At 68.4% G+C, this 14,108-nt stretch carries 13 protein-coding genes; 2 read left to right on the plus strand and 11 right to left on the minus strand.

Translation table 11 applies throughout. From position 1 onward, the window contains the following. Window positions 1-78: 78 nt before the first annotated feature. From argC to ABDZ81_RS07350, 10 genes are all read right to left on the minus strand, one after another. Window positions 79-1,149: an N-acetyl-gamma-glutamyl-phosphate reductase gene (gene argC / locus ABDZ81_RS07305; RefSeq protein WP_343773264.1), complete on the minus strand. Its 1,071-nt coding sequence runs from the start codon at window positions 1,147-1,149 to the stop codon at window positions 79-81. After that, window positions 1,150-2,043: a lysine biosynthesis protein LysX gene (gene lysX / locus ABDZ81_RS07310; RefSeq protein ID WP_343773265.1), complete on the minus strand. Its 894-nt coding sequence runs from the start codon at window positions 2,041-2,043 to the stop codon at window positions 1,150-1,152. A gap of 54 nt (window positions 2,044-2,097) precedes the next feature. Beyond that, window positions 2,098-2,262 carry a lysine biosynthesis protein LysW gene (gene lysW / locus ABDZ81_RS07315; RefSeq protein ID WP_097009450.1) on the minus strand — a complete coding sequence of 55 codons (165 nt, stop codon included), beginning with the start codon at window positions 2,260-2,262 and terminating at the stop codon, window positions 2,098-2,100. A 225-nt stretch (window positions 2,263-2,487) separates the two neighbouring features. Next, a complete protein-coding gene (argH, locus tag ABDZ81_RS07320; protein ID WP_343773266.1) occupies window positions 2,488-3,951 on the minus strand; it encodes an argininosuccinate lyase in 1,464 nt (487 codons plus the stop codon). A gap of 4 nt (window positions 3,952-3,955) precedes the next feature. Beyond that, the gene (locus ABDZ81_RS07325) at window positions 3,956-5,161 is read right to left on the minus strand and encodes an argininosuccinate synthase (protein WP_343773268.1); all 1,206 of its coding nucleotides are present in this window, start codon (window positions 5,159-5,161) and stop codon (window positions 3,956-3,958) included. 498 nt (window positions 5,162-5,659) lie between these two features. Next, window positions 5,660-6,379 carry a DUF7345 domain-containing protein gene (locus tag ABDZ81_RS07330; protein ID WP_343773269.1) on the minus strand — a complete coding sequence of 240 codons (720 nt, stop codon included), beginning with the start codon at window positions 6,377-6,379 and terminating at the stop codon, window positions 5,660-5,662. Window positions 6,380-6,406: 27 nt separating this feature from the next. Beyond that, window positions 6,407-7,267 carry a hypothetical protein gene (locus ABDZ81_RS07335; RefSeq protein WP_343773270.1) on the minus strand — a complete coding sequence of 287 codons (861 nt, stop codon included), beginning with the start codon at window positions 7,265-7,267 and terminating at the stop codon, window positions 6,407-6,409. A 154-nt stretch (window positions 7,268-7,421) separates the two neighbouring features. Further along, complete coding sequence (locus tag ABDZ81_RS07340) at window positions 7,422-8,744, minus strand: DUF7345 domain-containing protein (protein WP_343773271.1); 1,323 nt, start codon at window positions 8,742-8,744, stop codon at window positions 7,422-7,424. Between the two features lie 156 nt (window positions 8,745-8,900). Continuing rightward, the gene (nirK, locus tag ABDZ81_RS07345; RefSeq protein WP_343773272.1) at window positions 8,901-9,977 is read right to left on the minus strand and encodes a copper-containing nitrite reductase; all 1,077 of its coding nucleotides are present in this window, start codon (window positions 9,975-9,977) and stop codon (window positions 8,901-8,903) included. A 233-nt stretch (window positions 9,978-10,210) separates the two neighbouring features. Beyond that, window positions 10,211-12,499 carry a nitric-oxide reductase large subunit gene (locus ABDZ81_RS07350; protein WP_343773273.1) on the minus strand — a complete coding sequence of 763 codons (2,289 nt, stop codon included), beginning with the start codon at window positions 12,497-12,499 and terminating at the stop codon, window positions 10,211-10,213. Between the two features lie 182 nt (window positions 12,500-12,681). Between ABDZ81_RS07350 and ABDZ81_RS07355 the strand changes: the two genes are divergently transcribed. Continuing rightward, the gene (locus tag ABDZ81_RS07355) at window positions 12,682-12,876 is read left to right on the plus strand and encodes a DUF7554 family protein (RefSeq protein ID WP_343773275.1); all 195 of its coding nucleotides are present in this window, start codon (window positions 12,682-12,684) and stop codon (window positions 12,874-12,876) included. 111 nt (window positions 12,877-12,987) lie between these two features. Next, window positions 12,988-13,497, plus strand: a complete 510-nt coding sequence (locus tag ABDZ81_RS07360; RefSeq protein WP_343773276.1) for a 2'-5' RNA ligase family protein — start codon at window positions 12,988-12,990, stop codon at window positions 13,495-13,497. Window positions 13,498-13,551: 54 nt separating this feature from the next. Here the strand turns inward: ABDZ81_RS07360 and ABDZ81_RS07365 are convergent, their stop codons facing one another. Continuing rightward, window positions 13,552-14,025 (minus strand): hypothetical protein, encoded by a 474-nt coding sequence (locus ABDZ81_RS07365; protein ID WP_343773277.1) that lies wholly within the window; start codon window positions 14,023-14,025, stop codon window positions 13,552-13,554. Between the last annotated feature and the right edge of the window lie 83 nt (window positions 14,026-14,108).

The raw sequence follows: 14,108 nt of genomic DNA on the forward strand, positions 1-14,108 counted from the left end.
CCGTCGGATTCAAAACTGACGGTTCGCGCCCGCCGTCCGGCGTCGCGCCGGATCGGTCGGGCCCGCGATCGTCGCCTCCTACGGCGCGCCGACCGGATGGAGCCCCTGAAACTCCAGGCCAGCGGTCTCCTCCAGGCCGAGCGCGACGTTGGCGGCGTGGACGGCCTGACCGGCCGATCCCTTCATCATGTTGTCGATGGCCGAGAACACGACCACCCGCTTGTTCGAGGGATCGAGCTCGAAGCCGACCTCGCCGTAGTTCGTGCCCGCGACGGCCTTGGGCTCGGGGTAGCGGTAGACGCCGCTCCCGCCCGCGGCCATGCGCATGAACGGCTCGTCCTCGTAGGCGTCCCGGTAGGCGCCCCAGAGGTCGCCCTTCGAGACGGGACCGTTCGGGAACACGTGGGCCGTCGCCGAGGCGCCGCGGATCATGTCCACCGCGTGGCAGGTAAACGAGACGTCGAGACCGAGGAACTGCTCGATCTCGGCCTCGTGGCGGTGGCCCGTCGGCGCGTAGGGACGGACGACGCCCGAGCGCTCGGGGTGGCTGGAGGCGTCGCCGCCGCCGGCGCCGCCCTCCGAGGAGCCGACCTTCACGTCGACGACGATCTGCTCGTCGCCCGCGAGGACGCCGTCCTCGATGAGCGGGTGGAGTCCGAGGATCGTCGCGGTGGCGTTACAGCCGCCGGAGGCGATCAGCTCCGCGCCCCGCAGGTTCTCGCGGTTGATCTCGGGGAGCGCGTACTCCGATTTCTCCAGCAGTTCGGGCCGGTCGTGCCCGTCGTACCACTCTTCGTACTGCTCCTCGGCGTCGAGCCGGAAGTCCGCCGAGAGATCGACGACCGTGTCCGCGGCCTCCTGAAACCGGTCGATCTGCTCCATCGAGACGCCGTGGGGCGTCGCCGTGAACAGGACGTCGACGCTCTCCAGGTCCTCGGGGTCCGAGAAGCGCAGGTCCGAGTGGGTACCCCGCAGGTTCGGGTGGACCGAGCCGACGGACTTGCCGGTGTACGACCGGCTGGTCGCCTGCGCGATCTCGAAGTCGGGGTGGGCCGCCAGCAGGCGCAGCAGCTCGCCGCCGGTGAAGCCGCTGCCGCCGACGACGCCAGCGGCGAGTTCGGCGTCGCCGTCCTCGCCTCCCGCGCTCATCTACGCGGTCACCTCGGTTTCGCTCTCCTCGGCGGCTTTCGCTTCGAGCCAGTCGACGACCTCCGCGGCGACGTCGACGTCGGTGGCGTCGGCGAGCGCTTTGAACTCGACGGTGTGGTTGACCTCGTGGACCGTGTAGCCTGTCGGTTCTCCCTCTTCATCGACGCCGACCTCCATCAGGTCGACGCCGAGCAGGCCGTCGCCGACCGCGGCGCTGGCCTCCTCGACGAGGCGTTCGGCCTCCTCGTCGAGCTCGAAGGCTTCCGTCTCGGCGCCCTGCGCGGCGTTGGTGAGCCAGTGGTCCGACGAGCGGACCATCGCGGCGACCGGCTCGCCGTCGGTCGCGAGCACGCGGATGTCCCGTCCGGGCTTCTCGACGAACTCCTGGACGTAGAACACCTTGTGCTCGTAGTGCCCCAGCGTCGCCTTGTGTTCCAGCACCGCTTCGGCGGCGCTGCGGGAGTCGATCTTGGCCATCAGGCGGCCCCACGACCCGACCACGGGCTTGAGGACGCAGGGGTAGCCGAACTTCTCGATCGACTCCATCGCCGACTCCTTAGTAAAGGAGACCTCGGTGTCGGGCGTCGGGACGCCCGCCTCCTCGAGCGCGAGGCTGTTTTTCACCTTGTCGGCGCAGATCTCCGCGGTCTCGGGCGCGTTGACGACCGGAACGTCGTAGGCCTCGCAGAACCGCGTGGCGTAGAGGCTGCGACTGGTCGCCAGACAGCGGTCCAGCACCACGTCCAGGTCCGCGAACGACTCGGGCGCCTCGCTGATCGAGAACTGCTGGTCGCGGACGTCGATCTTCGTGACCTCGTGGCCGCGGTCGCGCAGCTCCGAGAGCAGCAGTTTCTCGTCCTTGCGGATCCGGGAGTACAGCAGTCCGACGTTCACGCGAACCACCCGGCGAGCGCGAGCTCGGAACTGCTTGCAGTTCCGGCGTTCACGTTACTCCCCCCAGTCCTCTTCCAGCTCGGGGGCCTTCTCGAGGACTGGTGGGTTGGTGTCGGTGACCTCCAGCTCGGCGCCGCAGGTCGTGCAGTCGACGATCTCTCCGACTTCCAGGTTGTCGTGCAGGGACACCTCGGCCCCGCATTCGACGCATTCCGCCATTGTACTCTCCCCTCGTACCCCTATCTACTTAAATCCTCCGAAAGTGTCGGCGAAAACAAAGAAACGGACTACCGTCTAAGGGGTCGAGAAAGCGCCAACGGCGAAGTTCGCGTATCCAGTATCAGTTCTGGAATATATTATCACTCCCCTCGCGGGGATCGCGGCAGCGGTCGCGGACGCCGGCCTCGTCGCGGCGGCGCTCCTCGCACAACGCCGGTCCGGCGCTCAGACATACTCGGCCACCTCGCCGTCGAGCGCTTCCGCGGCCGCCTCGATCGCGGCCCGGCGCTCGCCGACCGACTCCTCGTCTTCTGCCAGCCGAGCGTCGGCGTCGTCGAGGTACGACTCGACGGCGACCGCGGCGGGGCCGCCGACCGAGTCGCGCGACTCGGCGCTCGCGGCGGGGTCCAGCGCCGCCTCGACGTCCTCGGGGTCGACGTACGCGTCCAGCGACTCGCCGAGCACCTCCTCGGCGGCGTCCTCGACGGCCTGCAGGTCTGCACCCTTTTCGGAGGCCACCGCGACGACCTCGTGGGCCGTCCGGAACGGCAGCCCGTGGGCCGCGAGCAGGTCCGCGACGCCGGTCGCCGTCGAGAACCCCTCGCCGGCGGCCTCAGCGAGCGTCTCCTCGGGCCAGTCGGCCGTCGCGATCGCCCCGCCGACCACGTCCGTCGCCTCGACGACGGCGTCGACCGTCTCCCAGGCGTGGGGCGTCGCGTTCTGCAGGTCGCGGTTGTACGCGCGGGGCAGCCCCTTGAGGGTGGTCAGCAGTCCCTGGAGCCCCGCCGCGGCGTCGCCCGCGGTCGAGCGCACCAGTTCGAGGGTGTCGGGATTTTTCTTCTGGGGCATGATCGAGGACGTCGACGCGTAGTCGTCCGATAGCTCGACGAACCCGCGGTTCGCGAACACGATCACGTCCTCGGCGATCCCCGACAGCGTGGTGGCGTGGATCGCCAGCGCCGACACCGACTCCAGCAGGAAGTCGCGGGCCGACGAGGCGTCCATCGAGTTCTCGACGATCGAGTCGAATCCGAGCAGCTCGGCCGTGCGATCGCGGTCGATATCGAACGTCGTGCCCGCGAACGCGGCGGCGCCCAGCGGCGAGCGGTTCGTCCGGTCGTAGGCGTCCAGCAGGCGCTCGGTGTCGCGGGCGATCGCTTGCTCGTAGGAACAGAGCCAGTGGGCGACCGTCGTCGGCTGGGCGGGCTGGAGGTGCGTGTAGCCGGGCATCACCGTGTCGGTGTGCTCCGACGCGACCTCCAGCAGCGCCTCGCGCAGCGCGACGGTCGTCGCGGCGGCGTCGAGCAGGTCCCCGCGGAGCCGGTGGCGGATGCAGGTCGCCACCTCGTCGTTGCGCGAGCGCGCGGTGTGCATCTTCCCGCCCTCCTCGCCGACGCGCTCGATCACCGCGGTCTCGATGGCCGCGTGGACGTCCTCGCCCTCCGGCAGGTTCTCGTGGCCCGCCGATTCGACGTCGTCGAGCGCCGCCAGAACGTCGGCGGCCACGTCGTCTTCGACGATGCCCTGTTCGGCGAGCATTACCACGTGCGCGCGATCGACCGCGAGGTCGGCCGCGAAGATCCGCCGGTCGGCGTCCATCGAGGAGAGGAACTCCCGCGCGGGGCCGCCGCTGAAGCGGTCGCGGCGGACTACGTCGCCTGCGTTGTCGTCCGAGTTCCCCTCTGGCATGGTCTTATTTGCCCTCGTTCACCGAATCGATCACGGAGTTGGCCAGGCGACCCTGGAACCCGTGGTACTTCGCGACGCCGGTGGCGTCCTTCTGGGTGATACCCTGGCCTTCGACGGTCTCGGTGTTGAAGGAGGCGGCGTCCTCGGAGTACGCGGCGTACTCGCTCTCGCGGCCGACCGCGCGGGCGCTGCCGCCTTCGAGCTTGATCGTCACCGTGCCGGTGACGCGCTCCTGGGTCTCCTCGATGAAGCCTTCGAGCGCGCCGACGAGCGGTGCGTCGATCAGGCCCTGATAGGCCTTCTTCGACCACTGCTGGTCGACCTGGGCCTTGAACTCGCGCTCCTCCTGGGTGAGCACGAGCCCTTCGAGCGCCTCGTGGGCGTTGAGCAGGACGGTCGCGGCGGGGTGCTCGTAGTTCTCGCGGACCTTGAGCCCGAGCATGCGGTCTTCCATCATGTCCGTGCGGCCGACGCCGTAGGCGCCCGCGCGCTCGTTGAGATGTTCGATCAGCTCGACCGCGCCGTACTCCTCGCCGTCGACCGCGACTGGCTCGCCGTCCTCGAACTCGATCTCGACGAGCTCGGTGCCGTCGGCCTCGCCGGGGGCGGAGGTCCACTCGTAGATCTCCTCCGGCGGAACGTAGTCGGGCTTCTCCAGGTCGGCGCCTTCGACCGAGCGGCTCCAGAGGTTCGTGTCGATCGACCAGTCGCCCTCGTTGCCGCTCTGGACGGGAAGACCGCGGTCCTCGGCGTACTCCATCTCCCACTCGCGGGTGAGTTCGAGCTCGCGCACGGGCGCGATGACGTCGAGGTCGGAGTCGCGCCAGACGGCCTCGAACCGGAGCTGGTCGTTGCCCTTGCCCGTACAGCCGTGGGCGACGGCGTCGCAGTCGTTCTCGATCGCGGTCTCGAGGATCGCGTTGGCGATCACGGGGCGGGCCATCGCGGTGCCCAGCGGGTAGCCCTGGTAGGTCGCGTTCGCTTTCAGCGAGTCGAGACACAGCGTGGCGAACTCCTCTCGGGCGTCGACGACGTGGGTCTCCACGCCGAGCGCCTCGGCGGTCTCCTCTGCCTCTTCGAATTCTTCCTCGGGCTGGCCGACGTCGACCGTGACGCCGATCACTTCGTCGTATCCGTACTCCTCTTCGAGCAGCCCGACGCAGACCGTCGTGTCGAGACCGCCCGAAAATGCGAGTGCCACGCGTTCCATTTGTACTCGAAGCCAGCGTTCGGACGGTATTAAATTCTTCCTTTTAGATCATGCAAGAATTGCGCAGAGACGCCTATAGGCAAAGAAAAGCGTTCTTAGTTGTTCGCTGAGACAACCGGGTCGTGGTGTTGAGTAATAGTGGGCCTAAAAGAGGCCCCGTCGCGGTCGTCGTCGGGAGAAAGCGGCGGCGGACCCGCGGCTCTCGACGGGGGCGGGTGTCGAGACGCAGGGAGTCGTCGCCATGTTGAACGGATCTACTCTCTTTGAGCTATTAAAGGCTTCCGAGTTCGACGCGGAATACGCCGCCGAGAGCGGCTCTCAGGTGTGTACGGTATGTGAACATGCCGTTCGAACGTCGAAAATCAGCCACGTTCGATCGGCGGAGGGCCGAACGTCAGGGGACCGCAATCGTTTCGGAGGGTCGAACGTCAGCGGGGCGTCGATCGTCGAGACGAATCGCGCGGAAGGCGGGACGAGTCGCGTGAAGGCGGGACGGCGTCACGCCGATCGGCGCCGTCGGAGGGCGAACGCGGCCGCTCCCGCGACGGACGCGACGGCGGCACCGACGCCGAAGCCGGGCAGGCTATCGGCCGGGCCGCCGGCGCCGGCATCGCCGTCACTGCGTTCCATCGTCGCCTCGAACCCGTCGAGCGACGTTCCGGCGTCCCAGGTGGCGCTCGCCTCGCCGTCGGCGTCGACCGACGGCGTCGCGCCCGCGAGCTCGTACCCGTCCGGGGCGACCAGCACGAACGGCCGGTCGGTGCCGTAGTTGCTCGCGAACGGCTCGGTCACGACCAGCCGGTCACCCTCGACGGCGGCGAGGTTCTCCCAGGTCGCGCTGTACCGGACGACGCCGACGTCGCCGCGCTCTTCGAGTGAGACGTCGGCCTCGTCGACCGGGACGCGCATCTCACGGTCGACCCGGTCGCTCGCGTTCCGTGCGACCGAGTCGAGCCGCGCGGCGTACCGGCGCGTCGCGTTCTCCCGGGCCGATTCGTCGTTCCGCAGGGACGCGAACGCGTCCCGCTCGGCCTCGCTCGTCAGGTCGTACGTCGCGGTCAGGGTGACGACGGCGTCGCCGTCCGCCTGAACCTCGACCACGAGCGAGGGTTCGTCGTTCTCGTTCTGTTCGGGCTGTGCGACCGCGGGGCCGGCGACCGCACCGATCGCCAGCGCCGTCGCGAGCGCGAGTGCTACGGCTCTGTGTGTTGATGGCATCGTTCTCGTCTGAAGTGGAGGGTAGTGTTACAGCTCGGTCGACGCGTTCGTCTCCGAGTCGGCGTCGACGCTGGTGACGTCGTCGTCGCTCTCGGCGCTGACGGTCGTCTCCGAGTCGGCCTCGGCGGTCGAGCCGTCGTCGGACTCGTTGTCGCCGCTCGTTTCGTTGTCCGTGCCCGCGTCGGCGTCGCCGCTCGCGTCGGCGTCCGCGCCGATGTTGATGCCGGGCACGTCGACGCTCACGTCGCCCTCGGCGTCGACGTCGACCTGCGCGGTCGGGCCGATCCCGACGCCGGCCTCGGCGCCGACGATCGAGCGGGCGTACGCGGAGACGTTCTCGCCGCCGACGGCGGCGGCGCGCTGGCGCAGCGTCGCGATGGCGTCGAGGTCGACGCCGCTACGGTCGAGCGCGGTCTGGGGGAGCCCGCGGGCGACCGTCTCGCTGCTGGCGGCCAGCCGCGTCGCGGTCTTCTTCTCGGCCGCGACGACGGCCATCTCCGCGCGGAACTCGCCTTCGGTCATCGAGCCGTTCTCGTGGGCCTGCTCGAGCCGTTCCTCGCGCTGTTCGAGCTCCTCGATCCGCTGCTCGACGTCGGCGAGCTGGCCGGCGACCACGTCGCTCCGGGCGTTCGCGCTCGCGTTCTGGGCGATGCGCACGCCGAACGCGCGCTCTTCGATCTCGCCCTCGAACTCGGCCTCGGTGACGCCGACGACGCCGGCCATCTGCTCGCCGGGAGCCACACTACTGTTCGCGCTCGCGTTCGCGTTTGCCTGTGCGCCTGCGGTCGCGTCTGCCTGAGCGGGGGCCTGCCCTGCCGCGCCCACGGGAACCGCGACCGTGGCCGTGATCAGGGCGACCAGCACCATCAGGGTCGTTGTGCGTCTCATCGCATCCCCTCCTTGTTGCCGGTTGATAATATAAAGGGCAGTCGCTGGCCCCGAATCAACGTCCGTCTCGCCGAATTAACGCGGATTAAAAACCGCTCACGTCGTGCGATTCGGTCGAATCTACTCGGATGTCTTCGCTGAACCGTCGAAGGATTCATATATGGTCTTCCTCCTCGTCGTCGTCCGGGAGCTTCAGCACGTTCTCGCGACCGAGGCGGAACGTCTCGAGCGCGCCCGACTCGCGCATCTCGCCGACGACCTGGCTGGTCTTGGCCTCCGTCCAGCCCGTCTCCTCGACGAGTTCCTGCTGGCGCATCCGGCCGCCGTTGTCCGCCAGCACCTGCTGGACGCGCTCCTCGTTGCTCAGCAGTTCCGACGGCGGCCCGTCGCCCGCGGCGTCTTCGGCGTCGTCGTCCGTATCGTCCTCCTCGTCGTCCGCGCCGGCGGCGTCATCGACGTCCGAACCGGCGTCATCGTCGACCGTCCTGTCGTCCTCGACGTTGGCGGAGTTCGGATCGCGCGACGCCGCTACACCGCCCGCCCCAGCGGCTTCGTCGGCGTCGTCCCCGTTTCGCCGCAGGAACGCCAGGCCGCCGCCGGCCAGCGCGAGGAGCGCGAGCGCGGCGCCGATCCACAGCAGCGGCGATCCGCCGTCGTCGGTCCCGCCGGATGGGCCGTCGCCGCCGTCGTCGCTACCGCCGTCGTTGTCGCCACCACTGCCACTGGTTCCGTCGCCCGCCTCGACGACGACGCGGGGCTCGCCGGTGACGAAGTCGGTCTGGCTGCCGCGCCAGAGCACCGCGTCGTCCCGCTGCTCGTCGGCGTCGGGGGTCGCCGAGACGAGCCGGTACTCGCCGGGCCATCCGACGACGAGGCGCGTCTGGTCGTTCAGGTAGAATCCTTCGATCGCGTCGCCGATCCGCAGCCGATCGCCGTCGACGGCCGCGAAGCCGCGCCACTCGAACGTGTACGTCAGGACGCCGTACTCCTGGGGAATCGTCTCCTTGGTCGCGCTGACGCCGAACTCGCCGGCGCTCATCTCGCGGCCGGTGGCGTTCTCGGCGCTCGCGACGGTTCGGTTCGTCCGGTTGGCGAATCTGGCGGTGTACTCGTCGGGGTTGGCCGCGACGTCGGCCTGGAGCTGTTCGAACGCCTCGGTCTCGTTGTCGTCGTTCAGCTCCGTCCAGTACTCGATCCGCCAGCGCGCCGATCCGTCGGCGTCGACCGAGATGGTCAGGCGCACGCTGTCGGGATCGATCTCCTGCTGGTACGCCGCTCCGATCGGCGGTCCGTCGGCCTGCGCCGCCGCGGACGCGGCGTCGAGTTCCGTCGTCGCCGCTCCGCCGTCCGCGACGCCGTCGGCCGTCGCGATCCCCACTCCGGCGACCGCGAGCAGGAGCGCCAGCGCGACGGTGGTCCCGGTCGCGACGCCGCGCAGACGCTCGGCCGTGCGGTCGCCCTCCGCTGTCGACTCCATGTTCGACGGTCACTGCTCACCGGGCCCCATAAAACGTTCCGAGACGGGACCGGACACTACGGAAGCCGACAGGTTCGCTGGCGAAGGTGTTGCGGCGTGATCCGCTGCTGGACGTCTGTCGTCGCGAAAACGAGGTCAGAGGGAGGCGTTTGTCGACTACTGGGGTTCGGGGTCGAACAGCTCGGGTCGCTCTTCGCCCGTGGCGTTGACCGTCGCCATGCAGCCCTTCCGGGCGACCCGGCTGAGCGCGTGGTCGACCAGCTTCACCGCGCCGGGGACCGGGAAGTCCATCGTCGCGACCGCACAGCTACCGGGCGCGACCGGCTTGGTCTGGACGTTGCGCTCCGGATCGGAGCTGAGCGCGCCCTCCGCCCAGATGTCGCTCCACACGTTCCCGATCGGGTGGAAGCTGCTGGTGAGGTTCGGCCCGCCGGTGACCATGAACACCCTGGCGGTCTGGCCCGTCTCGACCTCGGCGGCGTGGCCGTACCCGTCGGGGGTCATCGCGTACGCCTCGCCGTTCATCACGACGTAGGTCGGCTCCTCGGCCGCCATGGACTCCATGTCGAACTTGTGGTGGCCCTCGGCGCCCGTTTCTTTGTTGGTGTACAGCTCGTGCTGGCCGATGTACAGCTCCTGGTCGACCTCGGGGAGCCCCTCCTTCGGTTCGACGAGGATCATGCCGAACATACCCGCGCTGATGTGCATGTCCATGTTCGGCACGGCGCAGTGGTAGATGAACGCGCCGGGGTACTGGGCCTCGAACTTCAGGTGGGCCGTCTCGCCCGGGGAGGTCATCGTCGCCTCGGCGCCGCCGCCCGGCCCGTAGCACGCGTGGAAGTCGACGTTGTGGGGCAGGTCGTTCCCCTCGGGGTTCTCGAAGGTCACGTTGAGCGTATCGCCCTGGCGGACCCGGATGAACGGCCCCGGAACCTGCCCGTTGTAGGTCATGTACGTGAACGTGACGCCGTCCTCGACCTCGGCGGTCACCTCCTCGGGACGGAGCGTCACGTCGACCTCGGCGGGCTCGTCCCGGTCGATCGGATCCGGGATGTCGGTCGGCTCCGCCGCGACGCGGTCGACGTCCAGCGTCGGCTCGGTCTGCTGGGGCTGGGGCTCCGTTTCGTTGGTCGGTTCCTCTGCGCTCGGCGCCTCGCCCGTACAGCCCGCCAGCGCGAGACCGGACATCGCGCCGGCGCCCTGGAGCACGCGTCGTCGGTTGGTGTCGAACATTGGTGGGTCCTCCTACATGCACAGATTGGCGGTAGACCACCTTCAAGCGGGCAAATGATTCCCATTCGGCTGGCACGCCCGCGAATATGTTCACACCCGTTTCCAGATCGTGAGAACGGGCTGACGGCCGTCAAAATAGTCCCGTCGAATGGTGGGTCGGAGACCAAAGTGGCGGCAAAATCGGATGAAAACAGGACGACGGCGACCGACGGCGTCCGGCGGCGACCGACCGGTCAGTCGTCGCTCTCGACCATCACGCGGTCGGAGACCGCCTGCTCGCTGGGATCGGTGCTACTGCCCCGCACCGCCCGGAGCTTCCCGACGACGTCCCAGCAGAAGATCGCCGTCCCGACGATGATCAGGGTGTCGCCGGGCATCCGCGCCCAGAACAGCGCCTGGACGAGCGGGCGCTCGTAGAACGCCAGGCTGCGGGCGACGGCGTAGCTCTCGGTGAACGCGGCCTCCAGCTGGAGGAAACCGACCGGCAGCACCGAGACGAACACCATCAGCGCCAGCCCGACGTTCCAGCACCAGAACGCCGCCCGGAGCTTGCGCTCGGACCACGTCGCGCTCTCGGTGGTGATCCGGAGCATGTACGTCGCCATGCCCAGCGCCAGGAAGCCGAAGGCGCCGAACATCGCGGCGTGGGCGTGGCCCACCGTGAGGTAGGTGCCGTGCTCGTAGTAGTTGATCAGCGGGAGATTGATGAAAAAGCCGAGCACGCCGGCGCCCACGAAGTTCCAGAACCCGCTGGCGATGATGAACATGAACGGCAGCTTGTAGGGGAACGTCTCGCCGGAGTCCGCCAGCGCGCGGTACTCGCCGATCGCCTCGAACAGGATGAAGATCAGCGGGATCAGCTCCAGCGTGGAGAACACCGACCCGAGCGGGATCCACACGTCGGGCTGGCCGATCCACCAGTAGTGGTGCGAGACGCCGATGACGCCGCTACCCATCACCAAAAGCGCCTCGAGGCCGACGGCCTTCTCCGCGGAGGCCTTCGAGAGCAGGTTCATCGACACCAGCGTCAGCCCGACGATGGCGACGATGAAGAACTCGAAGGCGCCCTCGACCCACATGTGGACGACCCACCAGCGCCAGAACTCGGTGGTGACGATGTTGGTGTCGGGGGTGTAGAACATCCCCGCCATGAACAGCAGGCCGATCGAGCCGCCCGCGTACAGGATCATGTGCGCGAGGCCGAAGCGGGGCTCGCGGTCCAGCAGCGGCTTGAACGCGCGGGCGACCAGCACCGCCCAGAGGGCGAAGCCGACCAGCAGGCCGATCTGCCAGACGCGGCCGACTTCGAGGTACTCCAGCCCCTCGTTGCCGAGCAGCCACCACAGCTCGCCCGGCAGGTAGCCGTTGGCGCCCAGCCAGATGCCGCTCATGCCGCCGACGGTGACGACGACGACCGCGGTGAGCAGCCCGTACACGTACTTCTTCTGGTTCTTGGGCTCGCGGCCGGTCAGCAGCGGTCCGAGGAACAGCCCGGCCCCGAGCCACAGCGCCGCGATCCACAGCACGCCCAGGTCGATGTGCCAGGTCTTCGCGATGGCGAACGGCAGCCACTGCAGGATGTCGAACCCGAGCAGCTCGCCGAGCCCGAAGAAGGCGTCGCGCTCGATGTAGAAGTGCGCCAGCAGCCCGCCCAGCAGCACCTGCGCTAAGAATAGCAGGGCCGAGACCGCGACGAACCCGAGCGCCGCGATCTGGCTCGGCGTCAGGTCGATCTCGTCGGGGTGGGGAACGTCGATCCCCTCGGTGCTGGGTTCCGGCAGCTCGACCGCACGGTAGAGGTACACGCCCGCGCCCGCGCCCGCCACGAGCAACACCATGCTGATGACGCTCCAGGTCATCGCCGCGCCGCCCGGCGTGTTACCGGCGCCGGGTACGTAGGGCCACTCGTTGGTGTAGCTGTGGTCGGTGCCCGGCCGGTCGGCGTGAGAGATCCAGGCCGTCCACATCGCGAAGTCCGCGAACTCGCTGGCCTCCTCCTCGGACTCGATCATGCCCTCGGGGATCCCGCGCTCGGCCTCGCCGTCGTGGTAGCGTTCGACGTACTCCTCGCGGACCTGCTCGTGGGCGTACAGCTCGGCCTCGGAGTACTGGATCGGCCCTTCTGATCCCTCGACGTCGAGTTCTTCCTTCACAGTGGCGTCGATCGACGCCCGCTCGCCCGTGTCGAGCGCCTCGTACTCGGCGCCGTGGCGCTCCTGGGCGTAGTACTCCTTCATGTACTGGGTCTTGAGCTCCAGGGCGTCGGCGGTGTAGTCCTCGCCGTAGTACGCGCCGTTGCCCAGGATCGACCCGTGGTTCATCAGCCCGTTCGACTGGAACGATTTCTTGCCGTCCTGTACTTGCTGGTCCGTGACGATCGTCTGGCCGTCCGGTCCCACGACGGTGTCGGGGATCGGCGGCTCCTGCTGGTAGGCCAGCGCCGCGCCGGCCCCCATCACGACCAGGTTGAACACGAAGACGACGACCAGCGCCTTCGCGAGAGTCTGTCTGGTGACTCGCATCACCAGATGGTTCGCCCCCCTCGTTTTTTTACGGCGCTCCGGTTCCCGACCGCCGACAACCCCGCCGAACGTGTTCGGCGCAGTTCAGGGGCCACAAAATGAGGGGTGGCGCTTCCGGCGCCGTCGAGCGAGCGATTCGGTCACCGGTGTCTTTTTGTCGTCAGCGCGGAAACGAAACGAGTATGATAGATTCGCGCGGCGACATGGACGTCGAGGGGCTGCTCCGGATCGTCCTCGTGCTCGTGATCCTGCTGCTCGTCCTGGAAGTCCTCGGGGAAGTGTTCGGCCTGCTGTTCGGTATCCTCGAGTTCCTGCAGCCGCTGATACTGCTGGCGGTCGCCGCCTTGCTGGTGCTGTGGCTCGCCGACCGGCTGTAGCCATCTGGCCGTCGGCGTCGAACGCCGCCGATCACCAACCGTCCCGCCACCGACCGAACGCCGCCCGCCGTCGATCGCTACGCTCTTTTCCTCCCGTCCGTTACCTCGACCGTGTTCAGCCTGAACGCGCCCGTTCCCGGACGAGTGTCCGCCCTGGCCTCGCGGCTCCACCCGGAGCTGACGGGCTTCGACTCGATCCGGGAGCGCCACTCGATCCTCGTCAAGCGCCTGGGCGACGGCGCCGGCGTCGGCGGGTTCCACCGTCTCGCCGAGCAGGCCCGCACCGCGCTCGCCGGCGCACCCGCCGCGGAGGCCCGCATCTCGGAGGTCGACGTCTTCGAGAACCCGCCCAACGGCGCCGCGCCGGTCGTCTACCTCGCCGTCGAGAGCCCCGGCCTCGATCGCATCCACCGCACGCTCGTCGACGAGCTCGGCGCGATCAAGGGGCTGGAGGGCCCCGACTACACGATGCACGTCACGCTGGCCCGCGGCGGCGATCCGGAGGCGGCGCGGCGACTCGCCGAGCGGGAGATCGAGCCGATCGAGTGGACAGTGTCCGAGTTAGAGTTCTGGGATGCGAGCCGGGCGGAAGTGGTGCGGAGCGTTTCGCTGCCGGCGTGATGCTCGCCGAGACTGGCATCCCGGACAACGGGTCGCAGTGCTCGTCCCAGACGATTAGTTGACGGTGTTGTCGTCCGCTGCGCTGAGCCGCTCGACTCTGCGTATCTCCCTTCGAAGCTGCTGCATCACGCCCCGAGTTCGGAGGTCGGGATTCATCTCAAGGATCGTCCCGTGAAACTCGCGAGCCGTATCGACGACTTCCTCGATCCAGGCCCGTTTCGTAACGGAGCGATACGTATCGACTTCGAGCCGCTCGTCCGGATTTCGCGCTCCCTTCAGCGTCGAAGCCTTGGACACGGTGACCGACGCGTCGTTCCGCGGTTCGACTACCATCCAGGACGGTCCCCACTCGAACTCGACGACGTAGCGTTCGTTCAAGAGGGCGGCATCGACCGTCTCGAGCAAGTTCAGCACGATGCCACACGCGAATCCGGTCACTCCGCTGTTCGGTCCGCCCCAGATGTACGTATCGCCGATTGCGATAGCGACGGCAATCCAGCTGTCTGGATCTCCGTCTTCGACGCTCACTCGATAGCTCCGCTCGTACTGGAAGTCGATTGTCGCGGTTTGTGCCGGTGGACCGTCCGTCATCGTTCTACTTTCTCTGTCGA

The organism is Natronoarchaeum mannanilyticum (assembly GCF_039522665.1).
GTDB lineage: Archaea > Halobacteriota > Halobacteria > Halobacteriales > Natronoarchaeaceae > Natronoarchaeum > Natronoarchaeum mannanilyticum.

What these genes read in the sequence shown, in the direction of transcription:
- ABDZ81_RS07325 (WP_343773268.1), bottom strand. Translation starts at nt 5,161, where the DNA reads ATGGAACGCGTGGCACTCGCATTTTCGGGCGGTCTCGACACGACGGTC.
- argH (WP_343773266.1), bottom strand. Translation starts at nt 3,951, where the DNA reads ATGCCAGAGGGGAACTCGGACGACAACGCAGGCGACGTAGTCCGCCGC.
- nirK (WP_343773272.1), bottom strand. Translation starts at nt 9,977, where the DNA reads ATGTTCGACACCAACCGACGACGCGTGCTCCAGGGCGCCGGCGCGATG.
- ABDZ81_RS07350 (WP_343773273.1), bottom strand. Translation starts at nt 12,499, where the DNA reads ATGCGAGTCACCAGACAGACTCTCGCGAAGGCGCTGGTCGTCGTCTTC.
- ABDZ81_RS07355 (WP_343773275.1), top strand. Translation starts at nt 12,682, where the DNA reads ATGATAGATTCGCGCGGCGACATGGACGTCGAGGGGCTGCTCCGGATC.
- ABDZ81_RS07330 (WP_343773269.1), bottom strand. Translation starts at nt 6,379, where the DNA reads ATGCCATCAACACACAGAGCCGTAGCACTCGCGCTCGCGACGGCGCTG.
- argC (WP_343773264.1), bottom strand. Translation starts at nt 1,149, where the DNA reads ATGAGCGCGGGAGGCGAGGACGGCGACGCCGAACTCGCCGCTGGCGTC.
- lysW (WP_097009450.1), bottom strand. Translation starts at nt 2,262, where the DNA reads ATGGCGGAATGCGTCGAATGCGGGGCCGAGGTGTCCCTGCACGACAAC.
- ABDZ81_RS07340 (WP_343773271.1), bottom strand. Translation starts at nt 8,744, where the DNA reads ATGGAGTCGACAGCGGAGGGCGACCGCACGGCCGAGCGTCTGCGCGGC.
- ABDZ81_RS07335 (WP_343773270.1), bottom strand. Translation starts at nt 7,267, where the DNA reads ATGAGACGCACAACGACCCTGATGGTGCTGGTCGCCCTGATCACGGCC.